Origin of the sequence: Neorhizobium lilium, from assembly GCF_004053875.1 — a bacterium.
In the GTDB taxonomy this organism is placed as follows: Bacteria; Pseudomonadota; Alphaproteobacteria; order Rhizobiales; family Rhizobiaceae; genus Neorhizobium; species Neorhizobium lilii.
On the sequence record NZ_SBIP01000001.1, the window covers coordinates 286,301 to 309,283 of the forward strand.

The 22,983-nt window shown below is 57.0% G+C and carries 21 protein-coding genes and 1 pseudogene; 1 reads left to right on the top strand and 21 read right to left on the bottom strand.

The features are described 5' to 3' along the window. Window positions 1-11 precede the first annotated feature (11 nt). On the top strand, window positions 12-1,643 hold the full coding sequence (locus EPK99_RS01310) for an FGGY-family carbohydrate kinase (protein ID WP_128440828.1): 1,632 nt from the start codon (window positions 12-14) through the stop codon (window positions 1,641-1,643). Between the two features lie 51 nt (window positions 1,644-1,694). Here EPK99_RS01310 and EPK99_RS01315 read toward each other — a convergent pair whose 3' ends face one another. The 21 genes and pseudogenes from EPK99_RS01315 to EPK99_RS01415 form a co-directional block, all read right to left on the bottom strand. After that, on the bottom strand, window positions 1,695-2,465 hold the full coding sequence (locus EPK99_RS01315; RefSeq protein WP_128440829.1) for a ParA family protein: 771 nt from the start codon (window positions 2,463-2,465) through the stop codon (window positions 1,695-1,697). Window positions 2,466-2,516: 51 nt separating this feature from the next. Further along, window positions 2,517-2,882 (bottom strand): response regulator, encoded by a 366-nt coding sequence (locus tag EPK99_RS01320; RefSeq protein ID WP_128440830.1) that lies wholly within the window; start codon window positions 2,880-2,882, stop codon window positions 2,517-2,519. 15 nt (window positions 2,883-2,897) lie between these two features. Further along, complete coding sequence (locus tag EPK99_RS01325) at window positions 2,898-3,134, bottom strand: hypothetical protein (RefSeq protein WP_128440831.1); 237 nt, start codon at window positions 3,132-3,134, stop codon at window positions 2,898-2,900. Further along, on the bottom strand, window positions 3,134-5,839 hold the full coding sequence (locus tag EPK99_RS01330; RefSeq protein ID WP_128440832.1) for a chemotaxis protein CheA: 2,706 nt from the start codon (window positions 5,837-5,839) through the stop codon (window positions 3,134-3,136). The genes EPK99_RS01325 and EPK99_RS01330 overlap by 1 nt, the downstream gene beginning before the upstream one ends. Next, window positions 5,836-6,207: a response regulator gene (locus EPK99_RS01335; RefSeq protein ID WP_128440833.1), complete on the bottom strand. Its 372-nt coding sequence runs from the start codon at window positions 6,205-6,207 to the stop codon at window positions 5,836-5,838. The genes EPK99_RS01330 and EPK99_RS01335 overlap by 4 nt, the downstream gene beginning before the upstream one ends. Next, window positions 6,204-7,055, bottom strand: a complete 852-nt coding sequence (locus EPK99_RS01340; RefSeq protein ID WP_205909028.1) for a CheR family methyltransferase — start codon at window positions 7,053-7,055, stop codon at window positions 6,204-6,206. The genes EPK99_RS01335 and EPK99_RS01340 overlap by 4 nt, the downstream gene beginning before the upstream one ends. Then, window positions 7,052-7,678 (bottom strand): HEAT repeat domain-containing protein, encoded by a 627-nt coding sequence (locus EPK99_RS01345; protein WP_205909029.1) that lies wholly within the window; start codon window positions 7,676-7,678, stop codon window positions 7,052-7,054. The genes EPK99_RS01340 and EPK99_RS01345 overlap by 4 nt, the downstream gene beginning before the upstream one ends. A 10-nt stretch (window positions 7,679-7,688) precedes the next feature. Next, window positions 7,689-8,753, bottom strand: coding sequence for a chemotaxis-specific protein-glutamate methyltransferase CheB (cheB, locus tag EPK99_RS01350; protein ID WP_128440834.1), 1,065 nt, complete (start codon window positions 8,751-8,753; stop codon window positions 7,689-7,691). Window positions 8,754-8,761: 8 nt separating this feature from the next. Then, window positions 8,762-10,312 carry a chemotaxis protein CheW gene (locus EPK99_RS01355; protein ID WP_128440835.1) on the bottom strand — a complete coding sequence of 517 codons (1,551 nt, stop codon included), beginning with the start codon at window positions 10,310-10,312 and terminating at the stop codon, window positions 8,762-8,764. Window positions 10,313-10,327: 15 nt separating this feature from the next. Beyond that, window positions 10,328-12,175, bottom strand: a complete 1,848-nt coding sequence (locus tag EPK99_RS01360) for a methyl-accepting chemotaxis protein (RefSeq protein ID WP_245455587.1) — start codon at window positions 12,173-12,175, stop codon at window positions 10,328-10,330. 365 nt (window positions 12,176-12,540) lie between these two features. Then, window positions 12,541-13,416 carry a MerR family transcriptional regulator gene (locus EPK99_RS01365; RefSeq protein WP_128440837.1) on the bottom strand — a complete coding sequence of 292 codons (876 nt, stop codon included), beginning with the start codon at window positions 13,414-13,416 and terminating at the stop codon, window positions 12,541-12,543. Window positions 13,417-13,933: 517 nt separating this feature from the next. After that, a complete protein-coding gene (locus EPK99_RS25870) occupies window positions 13,934-14,065 on the bottom strand; it encodes a hypothetical protein (RefSeq protein WP_281033431.1) in 132 nt (43 codons plus the stop codon). Between the two features lie 26 nt (window positions 14,066-14,091). Next, window positions 14,092-14,334 (bottom strand): annotated as a pseudogene (locus EPK99_RS01370) (ATP-binding cassette domain-containing protein); the annotation flags it as partial. A gap of 2 nt (window positions 14,335-14,336) precedes the next feature. Further along, window positions 14,337-15,383 (bottom strand): NAD(P)-dependent alcohol dehydrogenase, encoded by a 1,047-nt coding sequence (locus tag EPK99_RS01375; RefSeq protein WP_128440839.1) that lies wholly within the window; start codon window positions 15,381-15,383, stop codon window positions 14,337-14,339. A 679-nt stretch (window positions 15,384-16,062) separates the two neighbouring features. Then, window positions 16,063-16,995, bottom strand: a complete 933-nt coding sequence (locus tag EPK99_RS01385; RefSeq protein WP_128440840.1) for a sugar kinase — start codon at window positions 16,993-16,995, stop codon at window positions 16,063-16,065. 7 nt (window positions 16,996-17,002) lie between these two features. Beyond that, on the bottom strand, window positions 17,003-18,058 hold the full coding sequence (locus EPK99_RS01390; protein WP_128440841.1) for an ABC transporter ATP-binding protein: 1,056 nt from the start codon (window positions 18,056-18,058) through the stop codon (window positions 17,003-17,005). 49 nt (window positions 18,059-18,107) lie between these two features. Next, window positions 18,108-18,929 carry a carbohydrate ABC transporter permease gene (locus EPK99_RS01395; protein WP_205909058.1) on the bottom strand — a complete coding sequence of 274 codons (822 nt, stop codon included), beginning with the start codon at window positions 18,927-18,929 and terminating at the stop codon, window positions 18,108-18,110. A 14-nt stretch (window positions 18,930-18,943) separates the two neighbouring features. Continuing rightward, complete coding sequence (locus EPK99_RS01400) at window positions 18,944-19,879, bottom strand: carbohydrate ABC transporter permease (protein WP_128440843.1); 936 nt, start codon at window positions 19,877-19,879, stop codon at window positions 18,944-18,946. Beyond that, complete coding sequence (locus EPK99_RS01405) at window positions 19,879-21,210, bottom strand: ABC transporter substrate-binding protein (protein WP_128440844.1); 1,332 nt, start codon at window positions 21,208-21,210, stop codon at window positions 19,879-19,881. The genes EPK99_RS01400 and EPK99_RS01405 overlap by 1 nt, the downstream gene beginning before the upstream one ends. 53 nt (window positions 21,211-21,263) lie before the next feature. Continuing rightward, a complete protein-coding gene (locus tag EPK99_RS01410) occupies window positions 21,264-21,923 on the bottom strand; it encodes a GntR family transcriptional regulator (protein ID WP_128440845.1) in 660 nt (219 codons plus the stop codon). A gap of 23 nt (window positions 21,924-21,946) precedes the next feature. Beyond that, window positions 21,947-22,831 carry a dihydrodipicolinate synthase family protein gene (locus EPK99_RS01415; protein ID WP_128442113.1) on the bottom strand — a complete coding sequence of 295 codons (885 nt, stop codon included), beginning with the start codon at window positions 22,829-22,831 and terminating at the stop codon, window positions 21,947-21,949. Window positions 22,832-22,983: the final 152 nt, after the last annotated feature.

Here is a 22,983-nt window from a genome sequence, read left to right on the forward strand (position 1 = left end):
AGAAAAAGGCAATGGCAGTCTATGCAGGGATTGACGTTGGCACGGGCAGCGCCCGCGCTGGCCTCTTCAACGATGATGGCTCGCTACTTGCAAGCGCCGCCCATCCGATAAGGATGTGGTCGGGGCCCGGCGAGATCTTCGAACAGTCGTCGGAAGACATATGGCAAGCAATCTGCCTCGCGCTTCGACAGGCGATGCGTGAGGCAAACGTCGGTCCGGCTTTGGTCAAGGGGATTGGTTTCGACGCCACCTGCTCTATGGTCATCGTCGGTAAGGATGCAACCTCTCTGCCTACTCTGCCGGGAGGAGATCCGAGCCGAGACGTCATTGTCTGGATGGACCATCGTGCGACCGAGCAGGCGGAGCGGATCAACAGTCGGCCACATCACGTCCTTTCCTATGTTGGAGGCCGCATTTCGCCGGAAATGCAGATGCCTAAACTATTGTGGCTGAAGGAGAACAACCGTCCCAGCTTCGATCAGGCAGAGCATTTTTTCGACCTTGCGGACTATCTCACATTCCGCGCGACAGGAGATGCGACGCGATCACTCTGCACCGTCACTTGCAAATGGACCTATCTCGCCCACGAGCACCGGTGGGATGAGGAATTCCTCAAGGCTATCGGCCTTTGCGAACTCGCGAAAGACGATTTTGCGCGAATTGGCAGGACGGTTGACGAAATCGGGGCGCCCATCGCCGAGGGCTTGCTTACCGAGGCGGCCGAGGACCTTGGCATCCTGCCAGGCACGCCGGTTGGCCTTTCCGCAATCGATGCCCATGCCGGCGGCATCGGCACAATAGCGGCCCCATCTTTGGCGGACGGTGATGACCTTAGGACCCGGCTTGCGCTGATCATGGGCACGTCCGCCTGCGCCATGACGGTTTCCGCCGAGCCCACATTCATCAACGGCATTTGGGGACCCTACAGCAGCGCCATGCTGCCCGGAGTTTGGCTCAACGAAGGTGGCCAGTCTGCATTTGGTGCCGCACTTGCCTACATCGTTGCGATGCACCCGGCCGCGCACGCAGCACAAGACCAAGCTTCAGCGGAGGGATTAGACCTTCTCGTCATGCTGGAGCGCCTTTCGACAGAAAAGGCAGGCGGCGTTGCTGAGGCGGCACGCCTTGCCAGAAGCATTCATGTCGTCCCGGAACTGCTCGGCAACCGCTCACCGGAGGCTGATCCGTTCGCTACGGCAATCATCGCAGGGCTACGGCTCGACAACAGCATCGATAACCTCGTTGAGCTTTATGTCGCCACGCTCTGCGGACTTTGTTACGGAACCTGCGACATAGTTGATGCTCTTATCGCAAAGGGTCTTCCTCTTCAGTCGATCGTGGTTTCGGGAGGCGCTGCTCGAAGCCCTCTGTTTCGCCAGATCCTTGCAGACAGCACCTTACTGACAGTGCAGCTACCAGAAACCAGCGAACCTGTGCTTCTAGGAGCAGCGATTATTGGCGGCTGTGCGGACAAGCGCGTATCTCTCGCCGATCTTGCTGCCAAGATGAGCAAGATGAAGGAGGCAATCTCTCCTCAACACGGGAAAATCAGCGACTTCCACAAGAAGAAACGCCAAGCTCATCGTGACCTTCGGGATACAAACAAGCACATCCGTCAGATTATGAGCCAATGCTTGGCTTGACGGATCGGTGTTCGCAAACTGACCACTCATTTGGTCGTATATGACAATATCTTACATCAAAATTTTCCAGTTCCGCCCGAGTTCCTCTGTCAGCAGACCATAATCATGAGCGCCCCGGCTGGCGGGTGCATACTCGAAAACAGACTGATGAAAAGCAAAGGCCTCTGCAAGTTTGATGTCGGTACGGATCGGACCCGTCAGACGCCCGGCACCGAATTGAAGGCGCAGTGCTTCGATCGTGCTCTTGTGAATAACCATGTTGGGGTTGGCCTGGACCGGCGTCAGTGCGACAAATTTCAAGGCAGGATTTTCCGAAAGCCTCACACTGAAAAAGACCTTGGCAAATTGGTGAACCCCTTCTGCGGATAGGGGATGCGGGAGAAAGGGTATGACGACGCCATGCGCCGAAGCCAAAGCGTTGACCAGCAGCGCATCAAGAGAAGGCGGCGTATCGATTACGATAACCCCGTAGTTTCGTTTCTCATCAAGCAATGCAATCGCTTTTGCCAACAGCCCCGGGGAAACTCCCTCGCCGGGGTGGAACATTTGCAAATACGCGGGTGCAATGTCGAGACGAGTATCGGATGTGGAGCGGATAGCCTTATCGAGCGCTTCGGGACCGTGCGTAAAGATATCATGGGCGCTTGGTTCGGTTTTAGCCGCGACAACCCCTAGACCGATACCGGCATGGCCTTGTGTGTCGAGATCGATCAACAGCGTTTTGACACCGCGTTTGGCAAAGCCAACCGCCAAATTTACGGCAGTCGTCGTTTTGCCAGTTCCCCCCTTCCGGTTTGCGATAGCGATAACGAACGGAGGCACCTGAAAACACCTGTTTAAACGGAATGGCAAAAAGCGTTGAGCGGTTAGGATCTAAGCTCCAGGCAGCACACGTCTAATGACTTTCAACAGATCCTCCGGATTGACAGGCTTGGTCAGCCAACCGGTTGCGCCGAGTTTTTTGGCCTCGTCGCGCTTGCTAGCCTGACTTTCTGTCGAAACAACCAAAATCGGCGTAAAGCGCAGCATAGGTCGCACGTTCTGGATCAGGGCCAGCCCGTCCATGTTTGGCATATTCAGGTCGGTGATAATCAAATCGGGCTTTAAACCCCCGGTGATCAATTCGATGGCTTTCACACCGTCCTCAGCCATCTCGACTTTGAAGCCTTCGCCCTCAAGCGCGGTTTTCATAACCCAGCGTATCAAATCGGAGTCATCAACAACAAGTATCGTTTTCATGGGAATATCCTAGCTTTATGCAGATCTGACTTGGCGCATACATTCGGCGGCAAAAGAGTCTCGCGGCATCGCGCTAATTTTGTTTTGCGTGATCATGAGGGTTTGCAGTATTGCGGCGTGAAAATGCGTCACCCCGGCAAGGTGAAGTTCGCCTTTCGGCGTTTTTCGCAGCCATTCGAATATCGTCTCGGCTTCTTCCACGGTGCATTCTCCAGAAAACTCGGCTTTCGTCCTCGTAAACTTGACTGGCATCAGATCAACTCCTTGATGTTGAGAACCAACAGAACGCTACCGTCTCCAAGAAGGGCGCTGCCGGCAAAACCCGCAAGCCCTGCAAGCGCACCCTCCAGAGGCTTCAGAATGACGTCGATCGTCTGGGCGAATCCATCGACCACGATGCCGACCGTTTCACCGTGCACGCGCGCCACCAGAACGGCATATTCGCCATCGGCATTAGGCTTTGGGGGATTGTGTGACGCCAGCAGTTCATCGGTGCTGTAGAGCGGTACGATGCGCCCGCGCAGCACGGCGGTACGCCTCTGTTTGAAAATATGGATATCGCTCTGCTTGATCCGCACGGTCTCGACCACGACGTCGATCGGCACGCCGAAATTCTGCCCGCCGATATCGACCATCATGACGTTGGAAACGCTCATCGACAAAGGCAGGGACAGGATGATCTTCGTTCCCTTGCCCTTCTCACTCGTCAACCGAACCTGGCCCCCCACCTTTTCAAGACTGCTTCTGACGACATCCATGCCGACACCGCGACCCGAAAGATTGGAGACGGTTTCTGCGGTCGAAAAACCCGCGGCGAAAACAAGTTGCACGGCATCCGCGTCCGAAATCGTATCCAGACGTTGTTCGTCTATAAGACCCTTTTCGAAGGCCTTGCGTTTGATGACGGCGGGATCGATCCCCTTGCCATCGTCCTCGATCTCGATCAGAACGCGGTCGCCCTCCTGGCTGGCACGAACGCTCAACCTGCCCTCTTCAGCCTTTCCGTCGGCTGCTCGCACCTCCGGCATTTCGATGCCGTGGTCGAGGCTGTTACGAAGGATATGAATCATCGGATCGCCCAGAGATTCGATGATGTTCTTGTCGGCTTCGGTATCTTCGCCCTCGATGACCAGGCGAACCTTCTTGCCCAGCTGCTTGGCAACATCGCGCACCAAACGCGGAAATCGCTGGAAAATCGCATCGACTGGCAGCATCCGGACCTGCATGATCCCGTCTTGCATTTCTTCAGCGATGCGATTGATGATCGCATATTGCGACTTGATCTCGCGCCCGAGTTCCCGTGATCCGAAGACGTCCTCGGCGCGCGCGGCAAGATAGGGAAGCGCATTCTTGGCGACGACCATTTCGCCGATCAGATCCATCAGCCGGTCGACCTTTTCCTGCGGCACCTTGAGAGTCCGAACAGCTTTGTCTGCGGATACTTCGGCAGCACGGCGGGTACTTTCTATAGCGCCTTCGCCAGCGCGACGATCCTGTCTGATCTGACGTTCAGCGGCCAGTTCTACCACCATGGGCACGACCGTCTCCTCTGCGACGATGGCCAGCGGTTCGTCATTACACACGGCAATCGGCCCGTAACCATCCAAAAATTCCAGCAAAGGGGCAAAGCTCTTTTCCTGCTCTGACGTTTCTGCCGCATCCTCAAGCGCCGCCAGCGCCTGGACGTCACCCTTCGCCCTCAGCAGGCCAGTCAACGTATTGTAGACCGAAGCAAGCCGCCCGCCCCATTGGGCCGATGCCGATGGGATTGCAAGGAATTGGCGTTGTGTTTCAAAAATCCGGTCCCAAAGGGCAAGCTCCATGTCGCTCAGAGTGCCAGCGGGCAACTTTGGGTCTTCAACAGCGATTGGTGCTGCCTGCTTGTCAGGGGCATTCAAGGAAGCTGACTGCGTTCGGTTGAACAGAAACCAGTCCGGAATTTTATGGTCGGCTGTGGCTTCCAAGTGGAAGGCCAGCACGGAGGTATCAAATCCCATATCTTGAAGACACAGGCACCAGCGGAGTGCCGACGCCATCCAAAGCGTTGGATTGATCATATCGAGCATGGCATCGACGGCAACACGCAAGCCATCCATATCGCTTCGGCCCAGGCAATCCCTCGCCCTGTCAAAGAAATCCGCATATACACCAGGAACTTCGCTTGCATCGCCGGTTGGCACCGCAAGAGCGAAACGGGGAAGCTGGTAGACAGCAATTTGTTCGGGCACGTAACGCAGGTGCTCGTCCAATTCGGCGCGATCCGCCATGCTCAACGCGTCTATCGCCAGGTTCGCCGTGTAGATGTCCAGTTCATCCAACGGAGACCACGGTTGGGCTGCGCGAATGGAAAATCCGGCGAGGCCGGGCACGTGCTTCAAAAGCAGCAACGGGTCTTCGCCTTTGAAGAAGCATTGCGGCTCGGGCAGGTAAAACAAAGCCCAGATGGCTTGATCGGCAGGGGTTTGCGCGAGTGCCTGCACCCGCTGCTCTTCCGTCAATCGGGAAAGCCAGGACCAGTCCGTTGGCGCGGGCATCGTCTCTTCTGCGCCCTCCTCGTCTTCATGGACGTCACGCTCTGGCAAAAGGCTGCGCAGACGGTCGACCAGCTTCGTCGCGTCGGGCAGATAGGTATCCGGAATAGTGCCACCGTCCTCGATCTCGTCCAGCAATTGCACGACAAAATCCATTGCGGAAAGAAGATCGTCCGTCAGTTCGGATGTGACAGTCAATTCGTGGTCGCGAACGCGGTCGAGCAGATCTTCTGCGGCGTGGACCACACGCGTCAGGATCGGCAGATCGAATAACCCTGAATTGCCCTTGAGCGTATGGACGAACCGGAAAAGCTCGCCGACCACTGCCTCGTTATTGGGCGTCTCTTCCAATATCAGAAGCTTCTGGCCAATCTGCTCAATAAAGTCACGGCCTTCGCTGAGAAACTGTTGCAGCAACGGGTTCATGATGCGGATCCCGTCAACAGTCTTGCAGCGCTTGAGAGTTCGCCGGGCTTGGTTGGCTTGACCAGATAAAAATTGGCGCCTGCCTGCAGCGCAGCCTGCCGGTCCCTTTCTTCGGCCTCCGTCGAAACCATGATTGCCGGCGCTTGGTAGACCTCGGCCTTCGATCGGATTTCCTGCAGAAATGCATATCCGTTCATTTTCGGCATATTGACGTCAACGACGAGCAACTCATACTTTTTCGACAGTATTTTCTCGATTGCCTCGATCCCGTTGATGGCCTCGTCGACGCCAAAGCCGGCTTCCTCCAAAATCTGGCGGTGATACATCCGTACGGTGGCTGCATCGTCTATGATCAGAACCTGTTTCATGCCTGACCTCTCAGGGGTTTTTGATACACGATGGCGTCCTTGAACTTGCGCACGGAAAACAGGCTCGACATCCGGCTCATGGACTCGGAGTGTCCGAGGCAAATGAAGGCGCCTGGGCTCATGGCCTGGTAAAAGGTCTTGGCTGCGGCTTGACGCGAAATATCGTCGAAATAGATGAGCAGGTTGCGGCAGAAGATGACATCGATCCGGCTGAAGCGGCGCGTGTCACCCGCCTCGATCAGATTGACGCGAGAAAAGTCCACCGAATCCCGGATGTCGTCGGATATCTGCCAGTTGCCGCCCGGGAGCTTTCTGAAGTATTTCTTCAATAGCTCCTGGCTCACATTCTGGACGGAACGCGACGTGAAAATACCGCGTCGGGCTGTTTCCAGGATGGCCGTATCAATGTCGGAGGCCAGTATCTCCACATCGTACTGATTGAGCTTTGCCCAGTGCTCAAGGAGATAAATCACGATCGAATAAGGCTCCTCCCCGGAGGAAGACGGTATCGACCAGATGCGGATCGTTTCGCCCGGCTGCTTGTATTGGACGACTTCCTCCAGCATCGAATTGACAAGACAGTCGAACTGATAAGCTTCCCTAAAGAAATAGGTTTCATTGACCGTCATCAAATTGGTCAATATCTGGGTTTCGGCTCCGGATGCCTGAAAGCGCAACATGCTGAAATAGGCTTTGAAATTTGTGCTGCTTGTCGCGGCGATCCGTTCCATCAGCCGTTTATCGACAAAATAGCGCTTCGACTCTTCGAATGAAATGCCGGTTTTACGGTAAAAGAATTCGCTGAATTTAATGAAATCTTCCGCGCTGATCGCATTTTCCGCCATCATCCCGCACTCTGGATTTGCTTCAGAGCATTGTTGACCGCAAATGCAATAAAGGGTTCATCGGGAAACCTTGTGGTGACGCCGCCCAGGGCCGGCAATGCCGCATCAGTACCGACCTCTCTCAGCAGGTCGAGCGCAGTCGCGACGACATTGACATGGGCATCGACGCTGATCACAGCAATCAGCCAATCTTCGACTTTTGGATGCCGCAGCGATTCCAGAACATTGACGACCAAGATGCGCACGTCCGAATCGGGATTGTCGAGCAAGGCCTCCATATGAGGAGCAACCTCGGCCGGCAATTCCTTGAGAATCCCGATGACACTGTTGCGCAGCGTTGCATTGTCGGACCGCAGCAATGGCAGCAGACCTTCCACAGTCTGGGCACCGCCCATTCTGCTCAAGACGACGGCGATCATGTCACGGGTGGCCGCATCCTGCTCCGACTCAAATTGTCGACACAGAACGGCAGCAGCCTCGGGGTATTCTACCAGCCCACTGAGGGCAGATTGCCTTACTTCGGGCAACTCACTACCGAGCATCGACAGGAGATCGGCAATGGGAAGGCTATCGCTTGCCGTGACGTCAGGTGTGTCGGTTCTTTTGACAGGTTTGATCAGCGGCACTTCGGATTTCCTATCTCAACCAACGGTCGATTTGGCTGGCGATCTTGCCAGATGGAAGAATAGTCGTGGCGCCGCCACGGCCGATCAGCTCTTTTGGCATCCCAAAGATGACTGCCGTATCTTCGCTTTCGGCGATCGTTCGCCCTCCCCGCCGTTTCAACTCCGCCATCGTCTCGGCGCCGTCATAGCCCATGCCGGTCAGTTGAACGCCGATCAGCCTGTCTGCTGAAACGTGGTCAAGCGCTGATGCCACCAGCACATCGACAGATGGATGCCACAGGTATTTCGACGATTCCGGCTTGCTGGTGATGATGAGCCGGCCTGCCCGTTCGCTTACGGCCATGTCCGAGCCGCCGCGGGCGATGTAAATCGTGCCCGGCTGAATGTCCTCGATAGCAGCGGCTTCCTTTACATGGAGCCGGCACAGCGAGTTCATGCGAACGGCGAACGGCGCCGTGAACGAGGCTGGCATATGCTGGACCACCAGCACCGGCCATGAAAAGTCTGCAGGCAGAAGCGGCAGGATCTCCTCAAGGGTTCTCGGACCACCCGTCGAGACCCCGATCAGCACCAGGCCGAACGAATTTGAGGCATGCTTCCGGGCATCGGGAATGCGGTTGAGAGCAGGCTTCCGCTGCACCGGCGGCGCCGTAACCTGTGTCCGCGAGCGCAAGCCCTTTACCTGCGCCGTAGCCGCTGCCTTGACCTTGGCAACCAGGCTGTCGGCGATGGTGTCGATCGACAGGGAGATCGTGCCGCCAGGTTTAGCGACATAATCTACGGCGCCCATCGCCAACGCTTCCAGTGTAGCAAGGGCGCCCTTGTTGGTGAGCGATGAAACCATGACAGTCGGTGTTGGTCGCGCCGTCATGATTTGCGATAGCGCGGTCAGTCCATCCATCTCCGGCATGTTAATGTCGAGCGTCACAACATCCGGATTCGATGCGAGGACCATTTCCACCGCTTCCTGCCCGTTACGAGCAAGGATGACGTCGAAACCGGCATCCTTCAGCAGGCTGCCGATATGTTTGCGCATCAGTGCCGAGTCATCGACGACGAGGACTTTCTTGGCCATGCTCAAGGTCACTCGATCGCCGAGATTTTGGCCACTTCGGTATCTGACAGCAGAGCCATTGGATCGAGAAGCATGATCATGCGCTTCTGGTTTTCCAGGTTGGCGATCCGGCCAAGAATGCGTTGCTGTTCTCCCGAAAGGCTTGGAGTCCTCTCTATGGCATTCTTCGGTATCTTCAGCACTTCCGTGACGGCATCCACGATAAACCCGGTGCGCGTATTGTTGAAGGCATAGACCATGATGCGCTGGCGGTCGTTCCGCTCCAGATCGGCCAAGCCGAGACGGCGACGCTGATCGATAACGGGAAGCACCGCGCCGCGCAGATTGATCACGCCTTCCACGAAATGCGGGGCTTTTGGAACGTGCGTGAGTTTTTCAGGAACCCGCACGATCTCGTGAACGGCGGCAATCGGCACGCCGAATTCCTCCTCGCCCAGACGGAAGACGACGACCTGTTCGTCATCCTCGATGCTGTCCAGGTCTTCGTTGTCCTGTTCCTCTGAATCGCTCACTTTACTCTCCGGGCGGGCCGCTTGAGCAAGCACCGATTTCAATGCGGCATTGTCGAACATGCGAGCGGTGTCGAGCACCGATACGAGGCGTTTGCCACCATCAAGACGACAAACCGATGATACCTCTTCAAGCTCGCCGCTCTTCGACAGCAGTGATGGCATCCTCTCCACTTCGTTGTGGGGTATGCGCAGAACCTCATCGACAGAATCCGCGACAACGCCCACGGTCTGGCCGCCGGCAAGCCCCAAAACGACGATGCGCTGGGTTTCATCCACGGTCATGCGCGGCAAGCCGAGCATGACACGCAACGACACCAGCGGCAGCAGTCGCTCGCGCAGCGTCATCAAACCCAGGACATGACCGGGCATGTTGGGAACAAGAACTGTACGGGCCGGCACCTGGACGATTTCCTGAACCGAGGCGATTTCTGCCGCGTATTCCTGGCCATCCACGGTGAAGGATACGAGTTGAAGTTCGTCGCTTGCTTCTTCTTCTGCTTCGTCGGCATTGTGCATCGCTTGTTCGACACCAGCGCCCCCAGCACCTTTCGATCCAGCAACGGCAGACGCAAACTCACCAGCGACCAGTCGGCCGAAATCGAGGATCATGACCATCTCGCCATCGGCGTTCTTGACGACGCCGGTCAGAAGGTCCGTATCGATGGACGAGGAGATGCCCGCCACAGATTCGATCGTCTCCTCATCGACCGCGATCACGCTGGCGACCCGATCGACGACAAAGCCCATTGGGGTGCCTAGATTGATCACCAGCGCGCGCGTCGAATCGGTGTTGGCTATATCCGGTAGGCCGAATATCCGGCGCAGATTGACAATCGGCAAAACGCGGCCGCGCAGATTGGAGAGGCCGAGCAAGCTGGCAGGTGCCAAGGGAACGCGTGCCAGTTCCGGCACCCGGATGATTTCCTGAACGGGTGCCATGGGTGCTGCGAACAGTTCGCCTTCGACCGAGAAGGTGACGAACTGGTTGTCACTTTTTTCGGCCGAGATCGCATCGTCGTTTTCGACGACCGCGTCTTCATAGGACATTGCGATTTCCTTCGATCAGGCTGCGGTTTGCAATTCGTCGGCAAGGGACGCAATTTCCTCGACGGCGCTGGCAAGCTCTTCGGAACTCTGCGTCTGTTGGCGCGCGGCAGTGGCAGCTTCGCTCGCTGCTTTTTCCGCCTGTTCAGAAGCAGTCGCGATCTGCTCCACGCCCTTTTTTGCCTGTGTGATGGCAACCGCTATTTCACTGGCGCTGGTCAGTATGACCTGAGCGCCGCTTTCGACATCGCTGACATCACGCTCGATCGAAACGAGGTTGTCCGTCGTCGCTTTCGCCTTTTCGGCTTCGTTGATCGCCGATTCCACAATCTCGTCGAGATCTCGGCTCACCGTCTGAATTTGATCCTGGACGGCCTTCACAAGGTCCTTGATGCGGTCGGCATTTTCAGCCGAGTCACGCGCCAGATTGCGGATATCTGTGGCCACGACCGCAAAACCCTTACCGAATTCACCGGCGCGAGCTGCTTCGATCGAGCCGTTCACGGCCAGCATGTTGGTCTGGATCGAGACATTGGAAATCGCCTCGACGATCTTGTCGATCCGCCGCGACACGACCGCGAGATCCTTGACCTGCCTGATGCTGCTGCGTGTGCTGTCGGCGGACGTGAAGATTCCCGCAATCATGTCATCTACGGCGATCTTGTTTACCCCAAGCAGACTTTTCATCGATGTCAATTTTTCAAGGCTGCTGGTGGCACGGTTCTGGCCAATTTCGACGCCCCGCTCGATCTGACCCATAGCCGCCGCCGATTCCCCGGTGGCCGCTGCTGCCGTCTGCGATCCCTTTCGAATTTCTTCGAGCGCAGTCATAATCTGGCTGCTCGACCGATTGATTTCCTGAATGGCCGAAGAAAGCTCTTCGGCGGCGGAAGCCACCTCTTCGGCACTTTTAGCAACATCCGTCGAATTTTTGAGATCTTCCGTCAATTCGTTCAACGCTTGTGCTGTCTGCTCGCACTGCGACAAGGCTGTCGCCTGCTCTTCCACCGTCTTTGCGGATTCTTCCGCCGCCGCCGACTGCTCCTGAGCCGCCGCCGCAATATCTTCAGAGCCCTTGAGCGCCTGCACAGCGGCTGCATTAGACTGGATGGCGCCAGTTGCGATTTCGCTCACACCCGTCACGATATCGATCGCATCGAGCCTGATCTGCTCAAGCTGCTTTGTAATCTCCTGCCCACACACGACCTGGGCCTCGACCGCTTTGGCCGACGAATTGATGCTGTCCGTAATGGCCGTCACATCGACCTGGATTTGCCCCACGAGATCGGCGATCTGCTTGGCGCTTTTTTCCGACGTTTCGGCCAGCGTTCGGACTTCGTCGGCGACAACGGCAAACCCCTTGCCATGCTTGCCGGCGCGAGCGGCCTCGATGGCTGCGTTCAGCGCCAGCAAATTGGTCTGGTCGGCAATGCGCCCCACGGCTTTGACGATATCACCGATATTGGCGGCCTGTTTCTCAAGTTCGGAAATCAGTTGAACGGAGCCTGCCTGGCGTTGCGCAGCAACGCTCACCTTGGAGATCAGACTGCCGATATCACCTGCTGTCCGCTGAACCAAAGCCTGCGTTGCCTCCATCTTCGTCCGGCTGAGTTCCGAAGCCTTAAGCTGCTGGGTGAGAGAATCCATGACCTGACGACAGGCCACCAGCGATTCCTGGGCCGCACCGGCGGATTCTTCGGCGCCTGCCGCGATCTGGTCGGCAGCGCGCTTCAATTCTTCTGAGGCCGAAGCGGATTCGTTGATACCGGAGGCGATTTCTGACGTTGCCGCCGCAATCCGTTCTGCCGCCTGCTGCTGTTTTGCCAGCGTCCGCGCCCGCTTGCGTTGAACCTCGGCATCACGCACCGTCCCACCGCTCAGTCGTGATGGGGATGTAAAAGAAACTCGAGCCTCACTCGAAGTAATTCTATTCTTTTTAACAATAGCCATAAAGTTAAGTCCCCGCTCGCCTTGACTTAGAGCACGGCGTCGTACTCGCGCCAACGTTGCAAGAAGGTGGTGGAATTGGTTAGCAAGAAGTTAACAAGGCTCGGACGCCACTACGGCTTGGCTGCGCCGAAATGTCCGTGTCCAGCGTATTGGCTTCAATGTTTGACGTTAGGACAGATTTTAGCTTGGTAGGGCTATACAAATTTTATGCAAATTCTTTTGCACTGGTGAAAATCACAGACGGAATCTATTGGTTCGAAAACGATGGGTTTGCAGCCTAGCTAACCAAAATCGGCGAGAAGAAATTCCTCAAAATCACTTACCGAATCAAAGAATAGAACGCCGGGAAAGGCCTCGCGTTTTAGACGAGCGGAAGACCTTCCCCCTACGAGCAGTCTGGCGCCCTTTGGAACTGCCGTCCGCATTTCATTGACTTGTGCTGCAAGCTCTTCGGGATCATCGATGGAGCTTGCCACGACAAGCAGTTTCGCCTGGGTCGCTTCAACGACATGAAAGAGCTGCGGTACAGGCATCTGGGCACCGAGATAAGTCGCTTTTATTCCACAGTTCTGAGCGACCAATGCGGAAGTTAGAAGTCCCAGCTCATGGAGCTCCCCTTCTGGTGTGGCAAAGACGGCGGCGGCTTTGATGGCCCGCGGGCGGCTCAAGCGAAGCGCTGTAGACAAGATAGATTTTGTAGAAGCCGTGATTATATGTTCCGCGGCGATGGCATCGGGTTCATCTCGCCAACGGTGACCAATCTCCAACATCAAAGGAGAGAGCGCCTGATCCGCGAAAGCTGCGGGACCTAGGCTCATCAACGCCAGCCCAATTTTGGTATCGAGTTCATCGTGTTCCAGCGCCAATGCGTGATGCAATAGAATGCTCTGTTTCGCCGGCCGCTCACGTTCAGATTCCAGCAGGTCTTTGAGGCTTGCCTCGCTCATTCCAGCAATCGTGCCGATGCGGCTACCCTGGTCGACACAGGCTTTCAGCAACTTCAGTCGGAGCAGGTCTGCACGCGTGTATGTACGGCGCCCTGTGCTGGTTCTTGTCGGGACCAGGGCTTTATACCGACGCTCCCAGGCGTAGATTGTTTGACTGGGAATATGAGCAAGTTCAGAAATCTGGGAAAGAGTATACCGGGCCTCAGGCAACTTTGCTCACCTTCACGTCGAATTGGTGGTTTCCCAAGAACATGGAGAATGAAGCGGCGTAGGCCCCTTCGTCACTCCACACTCTGACGATTATAAAAACGAGAAGGAGATGTAGCTATCGTTCCTTTAAAAAAAATGACGATTATCAATTTTATAACCCACTCAAGCAAAGAGGATCAAGCCGTCCTGAAAAGCTGGATCGCTACACCGTCATAGGGTCCTAATCCACCTTCAGCGGTTGGCCCGTCGTTGCGTCAAACAGATGAAGACGGGATTCATCGAACGAATACATAACCTGTCGCCAGCCTTCGGGTTGGATGATGCCATTACCAATGCACCGATTTCCTTTCTGAAACATTTGAAGCTGACAAGTGCGTCATTGCCATGGAATTCGATCCGGTCGGCGATGCCGGCAAGCGTGTTCCTGCCCCTTCGCTCGTAGGAACAAGATCGGGTGGACGAATGCCGAGCGCGGCTTTCTGGCCCTGCCTCAGGTTAAAGCTGCCTCGCGCAGCATTCACCTCGCCTCCTCCGGCGCGAAGGAGCCAACCATTTCATAGCTGTCGACTGTGACGTCGATGAGATTCATGTTCGGCGTGCCGATAAAGCCGGCCACGGACAGCGTTGCCGGCTTCTCGTAGATCTCCACCGGTGTTCCCACAGCGCGTAGTTCTAGAAAACCATGGCAACCCCGCGCTCCCCTGGCTCGAGATCATTGACCGTCGTTCCACCGATCGAGACAGTGCCACCGGAAATCTCCTCAAGCCCGGCGATCATGCGAAGCAGGGTGGACTTGCCGCATCCTGAGGGCCCCAGAAAGACGATGAACTTCTGGTCGGCCACATCCAGATTGAAGTCTTTGATAACATTGATCGCTCCATAACTCTTGTCGACGCTGGAGCAGACGATGTTGGACATGATTATTCTCCCCCGCTTTCCATGAGGATCTGCAGCTTCACATCCGTTGGCCGGGCCGAGGCAGCGCGCTCAAATGCCTTGATGCTGTCCTTGAAATTGAAGGTCTCGGTAATGAGGGGTTTCAGATCGACCTTGCCGGACGCGATGAGCTGCAAGGCGCGGTCGAAGATGTTTGCGTAGCGAAAAACGGTTTCTATGCGCACTTCCTTGGAAATGGCGCCAGACACGTCGAAACTGACCGGCTCGACCGGGAGGCCGACCATAACCATGGTGCCGCCCGGCCGAACAAGATCGAAAAGACCTTGGTAGGCTTTCGCGCTTCCACTTGCCTCGAACACCACATCGGCGCCCCAGCCTTCCGTCTCCGCGTGGAGCACGTCATTCAGAGAGCGCGCGCCTATATTGACAGGAATGATCCCCTGGAACTGACCAGCAATGGCGAGCTTCTCGGCGCTGAAATCCGAAACGTAGACGCGGCTACAACCACCGGCAAGCGCCGCCAGTGCGACCATGATTCCGATCGGGCCACAGCCGACCACAGCTGCAACATCACCTGGTGCGATACGCGCGCGTGCGGCTGCTTGCATGCCGATCGCGAACGGCTCGACCATTGCACCTTCCGCGAAGCTGACATTATCGGGCAGCTTGTAGGTAAAAGCGGCGGGATGAACGACATAAGGCGTCAGGACGCCATGGATGGGCGGGGTCGCCCAGAACCGCACGCTTGGATCGACGTTGTAGAGGCCAAGCTTGGAGGCCCGGGAAGAAAGATCCGGTATACCCGGCTCCATGCAGACCCGGTCACCTAGCGACAGGTTCTTCACATTGGAGCCAATTTCAACCACAGTGCCAGCCGCCTCGTGACCGAGCACCATGGGTTCGCGCAGCACGAAGGGTCCGATAGCACCATGAGTATAGTAGTGTACGTCGCTGCCGCAGACCCCGACCGTATGGATCTTGATCTTGACGTCGTCCGGGCCAAGTTCGAGCGGCAGGTCGATATCTCTCAGGGACAGCTTACCCTTTTCCTCGAGAACGAGAGCTTGCATACGGTTATTCCTCTTTTTCTAAGATGACTTGCGCCTGAAGGCGCTGTTGAGCATCCCGCTCAGCACTCCGATGAAGAGAAGCGGGGGAATGGGCAGAAGGACCACCGAGGCGTTCAGAATACCCCACGGAACATCGCGCGCCATGGCCGTAACCGCCGCCGGTAAGCGGCGACGACTTCTTATCGAGCGCCATGCCGACTAGCGGTATGGATTCAATCAGCATGGCCACCCGCCCGGATGTGAAGGCGCCGATGGCCTCGTCCCAACCGCCCGTCTGACTGCCTGGCGCGGAGGCCCACCAATGAGGCGCTTTTCGCTCCCAACGCACGCTTGGAGGCAGACGGTTTATTGAACCTAAGCATTCGCGGCGGACTCCACAGGGGCGTGAAATGATGACGCCCTCAGACAGATGATATTTTCCACATTATAATGTTACCGCATAGGTGAGAGGCAACGGTGAAATGGCGCTGAAGCCATTCGGAATTTAAAGCAATGCTCTCTGCCCCGCTGGCGTTGGGCTCGAAAGCAGCCTATGCGCTTGAGATGATGAAGTTCGACGGAGCAAAGGAATTTTATACCAGTTCTGGAAGCCGAATGCCTGCCTACTTTACAACGGAATGAGCCTCGGGTGTTTTCAAAACTGAATATTGCAATATGCGCCGAATCTAATTCAATCTCGCTATTGATTGATTAGGACCAATTCCGGCAAGCGCTTAAGCGTATTCTCTGCCGTAGCACGTGAAGGCATGCCCCTCCTTCCCCCGAAGACTTCGCACTTGAGGGCGGCGGTCACGGAGCCGAGACGAATGGCCTGATCAATGCCAAGTTCCTCTGCTACAGCAAGCGCGAAGGCTCCATGAAAGGCGTCGCCGGCTGCCAGGGTATCGACGGGAGTGATCGCCAGCGCAGGCTGATGAAAAACCGTCGTACTTCCCTGTGGAGCCCAGTAGGCTCCGCCCGCGCCGAAGGTCACACAGACCATGGCCTCAGGGAAACGGCCGGACAGCTCCAGAACAAGTTCGTCCTCCTGTTCCGCGGTACTCAATAAACGAGCGGCTGGCTCGGAGAAAATGATGTGGTCGGCCATCCGCGCGAGGGTCTCTAGGATTTCGGGCGGGGCGACATCACCGTCTAGGATTGCCGGGACGCCCACGCGCCGCGCCTCCGCCAGAACACGTCCGGCCAGTGTGGGCCAGCGAACGTCCACCAGAACCGCGTGAAAACCACCGATTTGCTCTGCCGTGAAGGCGGGCGGATCTGCATGCAGCCTTGCATCGTAGAATGGCACGATCAGACGATCGCCACGATCGTCCACGAGAATGGTGGAGAGTGCGGATGGAGCACCCACCACCCTGGTCATCTCGCTGATGTCAATGCCGTCACCGCCAAGCTCGCGGCATATGCGCTCGCCCGTCTCATCGGCTCCCACCGCTCCCCACAGCGTGGCATCTCCGCCAAGACGGACCACGGCGTAGGCGGCGCTGGAGGCCATGCCCTCGGCAATCTGTACCATCTCGTAGGGAAGGATCTTTCCTTCACCCTTCGGCAACTCGCGAACCCGGAAGATGGTGTCCAGGACCGCGGCGCCGACACAAAGAACCCGTTTCTTCATGATGGGATCAGATGCGGCGGCCGGTCTGTTTATCGAAGAGATGTGCCTTGGTCGGATCGATCTCGGCAAAAACCGTGTCGCCGAAACCGATATCCAGTCGCTCCCGGAAAAGGCAGGCAATGTCCTCCCCCTTGGCATCGAGACGGACAAACAATTCGGAGCCGGTTCCCTCTACTAGGATCGCGCGTCCTTCTATGCCTTGAGTGGATGCACGAATATGCTCGGGCCGGATGCCGTAGACGAGATCTCTGCCGCCGGGAATCGAAGGCAAGGTCTGCGGCAATGGAAGGATCAACCCCTTCGACGTACGGAACGCTCCCTCCTCGATCCGCCCATCAATGAAGTTCATGGCCGGAGAGCCGATGAACCCAGCTACGAAGATGTTGGCGGGACGGTCGTAAAGGTCCAGCGGCGCCCCGATCTGCTCGATATGACCATCATGAAGAACGACGATCTTGTCGGCCATGGTCATGGCCTCCACCTGATCGTGCGTGACATAGATCGTGGTGGTGCCAATGCGCTGGTGCATGGTCTTGATCTCGCCGCGCATCTGCACGCGCAGCTTGGCGTCCAGATTGGAAAGCGGCTCGTCGAACAGGAAGACGGCGGGATCACGCACGATCGCACGTCCCATGGCGACGCGTTGGCGCTGGCCGCCCGACAACTGCTTGGGGTAACGGTCGAGAAGCTTTTCCAGGCCGAGAATGGCGGCGGCGCGGCCGACCTTTGATTTGATCTCCGCGACGTCGGCCTTTTTCAGCTTCAGGGCAAAGCCCATATTCTCTTCCACGGTCATGTGCGGATAGAGGGCGTAATTCTGGAAGACCATAGCAATGTCACGATCGCGGGCAGGTATATGCGACACCTCGCGCGGGCCTATGCGAATTTCTCCGCCACTGACCTCCTCGAGCCCGGCGATCATGCGCAGGAGCGTGGATTTCCCGCAGCCGGACGGGCCGACGAGGGCCACGAATTCTCCGTCGGAGATATCGATGTCGATGCCGTGAATGACCTTCACCGCGCCGTAGTTCTTTTGGATGTTCTGAATGTTGACGGTTGCCATGGGATAATCCTGAATTCGATGGGGTCCTTGAGAGTTGAGGGCGTGAGCCTCAGCCTCCCTTGACGGCGCCGGCGGTCAGGCCAGCCACGATCTGTCTCTGCGCGAACATGGTAAGCAACAGGACCGGCAGTGTGACGATGAGGGCGGCGGCGGCCAGTGGCCCCCAACTGACCTGCTCGAAGGAGAGCATGTTGTAGACAGCGACCGGCAGGGTCCTTGTTTCACGATTGGCGAGCACGATACCGAAAACGAAGTTGTTCCAGGAAAATATCAGCGCCAGGATGAAGGACACGACGATGCCGGGCTTGGCGATCGGCAGGGCGACCAGCCGGAATACCTGCCACGGCGTTGCGCCGTCTATGCTTGCCGCTTCCTCCAGCTCGATCGGTGTAGTCTCGAAATAGCCGATCATGATCCAGACGACGATGGGTACGGTCACGACCAGATGGATGATGATCTGCGGCCACAGGGTTCCGATCAGGCTCAGCCACTGGAAAACCAGGAACAGTGGGATGAGGAAGGAAAGCCCTGGGGTCATTCGGGCGATCATGATGATCACCGCCGATTTCTCTGCCTTCAGGCGCGCAATCCCATAGCCCGCCGGCACGCCGATGACGAGAGCCAGAAGCGTAGCGGTGCCTGTCACCAGGATTGAGTTCCAGAAGTAGAGCAGGAAGTTGTTTTCCTCGAACACCTTCAGGTAGTTCGACCAGGCGAAATTTTCCGGGATCAGGATCGGCGGATAAGCGCCGTTGTCGATCTCGTATTTCAGCGAAAGCGAAATCATCCAGAGAAAAAACAGGATGACCGGTGACACCATGACGAAGGCGACAAAGAACAGGCCGAGGCTGTCGAGCGTCTTCCTGCGAATGAGGCGGCTTGCCATCAGCGATCCTCCATATCAGACCAGTTGGCGCGCTGCCTGACCATCAAAAGAACGAAGGAAAGCGCGATGATGATGAGAAAGAACACCACTGCCATGGCAGACCCATACCCGATATCGTAATAGGCGAAGGCGGTGTTGTAGAGATAGATATTGATCGTTTCCGAAGCCGTGCCCGGGCCGCCCTGGGTCATCGCGTAGATGATGTCGAAGCTCTTGATCGCGTCGATGGAGCGGATGATGACGGCAATCATCAGAAAAGGTGCGATCATCGGCATGGTCAGGTAGCGGAATTTCTGCCAGGCATTGGCGCCGTCGATTTCCGCGCTCTCATAGGGTTCGCGCGGCACGGCAGCCAGGCCTCCCAGCACGATCAGCATGACGAGCGGCGTCCATTGCCAGGTCTCGACGATAACCAGCGAGGGAATGACGGCCGACTGGTTGTAGATCCATTCCTGCGGGCCGATACCAACCAGAGAAAGCAGGTAGTTCAGGACGCCGAGCTGGGGATGGAACATCATCGTCCAGACAAGCGCGACAGCCACAGGCGTGGCCATCATCGGCATGACGAAGACACCGCGGAGAAAGCCCCGAAACGGAAACTTCGCATCGAACACGAGAGCCGCCAGCGTGCCGAAGAAGAGCGGCAGGACCACCGAGAGCGCCGTGTAGGTGGTCGTATGCCACAGCGATTCCCAGAACCTCATATCCTGCACCAGCCGCACGTAATTGGCGAAACCAATAAAGGTGCGGGGCTGCCCCAGGGTCCAGCTGTTAAGGCTCATCCACAGGGTGAACAGCCACGGGAAGACGATGACGGCCGAGACGACCAGCAGGGCCGGCAGGACGAACGGCCAGTAGTTGGGAACAAGCCGCGGGGGCTTGCTCCCAATCTGCTCGGCATCCGTCATCGGGTTGTCGATGCTCACGGATGCCATTACCCCTCGCTTCGCGCCAGAACCGGTTCAAATTGGGCGGCGGCCTTCTTGAGTTCAGCTTCAGGATCAGCGCCGCCGATCATGTTGGTCAGGGCGACGCCATAGATGTCGCGAAACTCGGTGACCGGGATGACCACAGGCAAAGCGAGCTTGGAGATCTTTCCGGAGCCGGCGACCGCATCCAGCCACTCGGCTGGCATTTTGACGCCTTCACGAACCTTGGCATCCGTCAGGATCGACTGGCGGAACGGCACGCCGGCACCTGCCTGCAGTAGGCGCGCACCCATGTCGTGGGATATTGCCCACTGGCAGAACAAGTAGGCGGCTTCCTTCTTGGTCGAGGCTTCAGTGACGCCGAGCCCGTCGCCGAACGTCCCGGCTGCCTGCGCTGCCGGCCCTTTCGGCATAACGCCGTAGCCGGCCTTTCCGACCATTCGTGACTTTTGGGGGTCCTCGATCGGCGGTGCAAACCCCACGCCATCGAACCACATGCCGATCTTGCCCTGCAGGAATGCTGACTGCGCTTCGGCCCAGTTGAAGCCTGACACGCCGGGAGGTGCGGACGTGGTCATGAGCCGCTGGTAGAGCTTTGCGGCCTCGATGGCTTCCTTGGACGAGGTATCGACCTTGCCTTGAGCATCGATCGGTGCTGCGCCATAACCCAGCATCAGCGATGTCCAGACCGGAGTGTTGGCGTTCTTGAGGCCGCGAGCCACGAAGCCGTAGGTATTCGAAGAGGGATCAGTGATCTTTTCGGCGGCTGCCACCAGATCTTCAAAAGTTTTGGGATAGGAGAGCCCCTTCTTCTCGAAGAGCTCCTTGTTCCAATACAGAATCCAATAATCGACCGAGAAGGGCAGCGAACGCAGAGTGCCGGCCGCGTCCTTAGCGAACAGCAAACCCGCTTCCGCGAAATCCTTTTCGGTCAACGACGGATCGGTGAGCGACGGATCCTTCACAAAGCCGCTGATGTCGGCCAGCCAGCTGCCCTTTTCAAACTGCCGCTTTTGCACATGATAGCTTAGATGCACCACATCGAAGCTTGGCTTACCAGTGCTCAGCTCGATTACGGTCTTTTGCCGTTGCTGCTGCTCCGGCGTTGCTTCGGCATTGACCTTGATGCCGGTCAGGCTTTCGAACTCGGAGAGATATTTGATCAGTGTTTCGCTGCGCGGGCTCTTGATCAGGTTTACATCCAGGGTCGTGCCGGAAAAGCGTTTCCAGTCAACCGCGGCTGAAGCAGGTCTCCCGCCCAGCATGGCCGCACCACCGAGTGCCGCACTGGCCGCCAGAAAGGTCCGGCGGCTGGGCTTCATGATAGAAGTCGTCATATTGTCCTCCCGTTTGAAACGACCGCATCTCCTCAGAGCGGCCACTGATGAATTCAGATGGCTAGGGCGCGGTCCCTTGCATTGCCGATATGCGCTACCAGGCGCTGAATCGCGTCTTCTACCGAGCGGCTTTCTATGGCTTCGAGAACCGCAAGATGCTCCTTCATCACCGGCGCGACCCGGCCTTCGATGCGGATGCGCTCTTGATTGATGAGGCGCATCTTGATGGCATTCACCCGGTAGGCATTGGAGATGATCGAGTTGCCCATCGCATCGACGAAGGCGTTGTGCATCCCCCAGTCGGTCGCCTGCGCATGATGTTCTAGTTCGGGGGAAGGGCCACTGCTTTCGATCCTGCGCACGATATCCCGGTGCTGACCTAAAAACCGCTGAACCTCCTGATCGCTGGCCAGTTTCGTGAACAGTGCGACAGCCTCCTTCTCCAGAACGATCCGGAACTGGAAGGCCTCCCTGATGAGGCTGAGATCGATATGGGCGATCTGGAGCCCGCGCTGCGGTACAGTTTTGATGAGACCTTCGGTCTCCAGGCGCGGAATCAGCTCACGGATTGCGCCGAGGGTCAGACCCGTGAGCTCGACAAGCTGCCGTTGCGAGATGAACTGACCGGGACGAACGTCTCGAGCAAGGAGATGTCGCGTGAAGCTTTCATACGCCTTTTCCCGCAAACTAACTTGCTCGCCCGCTTCGTCCATGGACGTTCCCCTTTACCGCCAGATCACGCTGCTTTCGTCGCAAAGGTCCGATCGAATGCCTGACTGATCCGTCCCCGATCTTCCGGCGCCACCGTCACCAGCGGCGGCCTGACATTCAACCATATTGGGTTGCCGGTGGTGTGCGCAACCAAGACCTTGACTGCCGGCGTCACAGGGTAATTGAGAATGATGTTGACCAGATCAGTCACACGGCTATCCTCTCTTCCATCGACGGCCATGGCACGAACTTCCTTACCAAGAAGGTTGGCCATCCCCGAGATTGCCCCCTGCCCGCCCAATCTTGTCCCTTGCGCCAGATGACGCTCGTCGCCGATCATGATGGCCAGGTCACCATGCTCCTTCAGCAATCGCTCTGTATGAGTCCAGTCGCCTCCCGAATCTTTTACGCCAGTGACTACCAAAGGAAACGCCTTACGCAGGCGCGCTATCAGTTCGACGGATATCTTGACCATTGTCACCGACGGGATGTTGTAGACGATCACATCACGCGCCTTTGTGCCAAGCTGCCGGATGACAGCCGAAAACCAGTTGAATAGGCCATCGTCCGAGACGTTTTTAAAGTAGGAAGGAGGCGCAAGCAGGATGTTGCGCGCGCCCGCATCGAGCGCCTGAGCCATCTGGTCCGCCGCATCCGCAATGGAATCGACAAGCACCCCTGCCACGATTTGTTCGCCTATGATTCCCGCCGACGCCAGTGCGCTCAGAACCTCGCCCCTTTCGCGAACCCCTATCGAACTTCCTTCGCCAGTCGTCCCGAAAGCCGTGACGCTATCGCAGCCGTTGGCGAGACAGAACTTCGCATGGTCAGCAATGTCGGAAAGCAAGATATTTCCTGCCGTGTCGTACGGTGTTGTCAATGCTGCCGACAAGCCAAACTTCTTCACCAATGCCATCCTTTTCCGAGCTAACATCAATCTATTATGCACGTAACATGTTAGCTGTAAAGTGAGGATGATGCGAATGCGTATTCAAACTTCGTGGATGTTCAGCAACGATAGGAGCCAGCCAAAGATCACTCGAGTATGTCAGGACGTTTGCA

Excerpts from the sequence above, each read along its gene's own strand:
- EPK99_RS01310 (WP_128440828.1), top strand. The coding sequence starts at position 12 with ATGGCAGTCTATGCAGGGATTGACGTTGGCACGGGCAGCGCCCGCGCT.
- EPK99_RS01330 (WP_128440832.1), bottom strand. The coding sequence starts at position 5,839 with ATGAACCCGTTGCTGCAACAGTTTCTCAGCGAAGGCCGTGACTTTATT.
- EPK99_RS01340 (WP_205909028.1), bottom strand. The coding sequence starts at position 7,055 with ATGATGGCGGAAAATGCGATCAGCGCGGAAGATTTCATTAAATTCAGC.
- EPK99_RS01400 (WP_128440843.1), bottom strand. The coding sequence starts at position 19,879 with ATGGCATCCGTGAGCATCGACAACCCGATGACGGATGCCGAGCAGATT.
- EPK99_RS01375 (WP_128440839.1), bottom strand. The coding sequence starts at position 15,383 with ATGCAAGCTCTCGTTCTCGAGGAAAAGGGTAAGCTGTCCCTGAGAGAT.
- EPK99_RS01320 (WP_128440830.1), bottom strand. The coding sequence starts at position 2,882 with ATGAAAACGATACTTGTTGTTGATGACTCCGATTTGATACGCTGGGTT.
- cheB (WP_128440834.1), bottom strand. The coding sequence starts at position 8,753 with ATGGCCAAGAAAGTCCTCGTCGTCGATGACTCGGCACTGATGCGCAAA.
- EPK99_RS01335 (WP_128440833.1), bottom strand. The coding sequence starts at position 6,207 with ATGAAACAGGTTCTGATCATAGACGATGCAGCCACCGTACGGATGTAT.
- EPK99_RS01410 (WP_128440845.1), bottom strand. The coding sequence starts at position 21,923 with ATGGACGAAGCGGGCGAGCAAGTTAGTTTGCGGGAAAAGGCGTATGAA.
- EPK99_RS01390 (WP_128440841.1), bottom strand. The coding sequence starts at position 18,058 with ATGGCAACCGTCAACATTCAGAACATCCAAAAGAACTACGGCGCGGTG.
- EPK99_RS01385 (WP_128440840.1), bottom strand. The coding sequence starts at position 16,995 with ATGAAGAAACGGGTTCTTTGTGTCGGCGCCGCGGTCCTGGACACCATC.
- EPK99_RS01355 (WP_128440835.1), bottom strand. The coding sequence starts at position 10,312 with ATGTCCTATGAAGACGCGGTCGTCGAAAACGACGATGCGATCTCGGCC.
- EPK99_RS01325 (WP_128440831.1), bottom strand. The coding sequence starts at position 3,134 with ATGCCAGTCAAGTTTACGAGGACGAAAGCCGAGTTTTCTGGAGAATGC.
- EPK99_RS01405 (WP_128440844.1), bottom strand. The coding sequence starts at position 21,210 with ATGACGACTTCTATCATGAAGCCCAGCCGCCGGACCTTTCTGGCGGCC.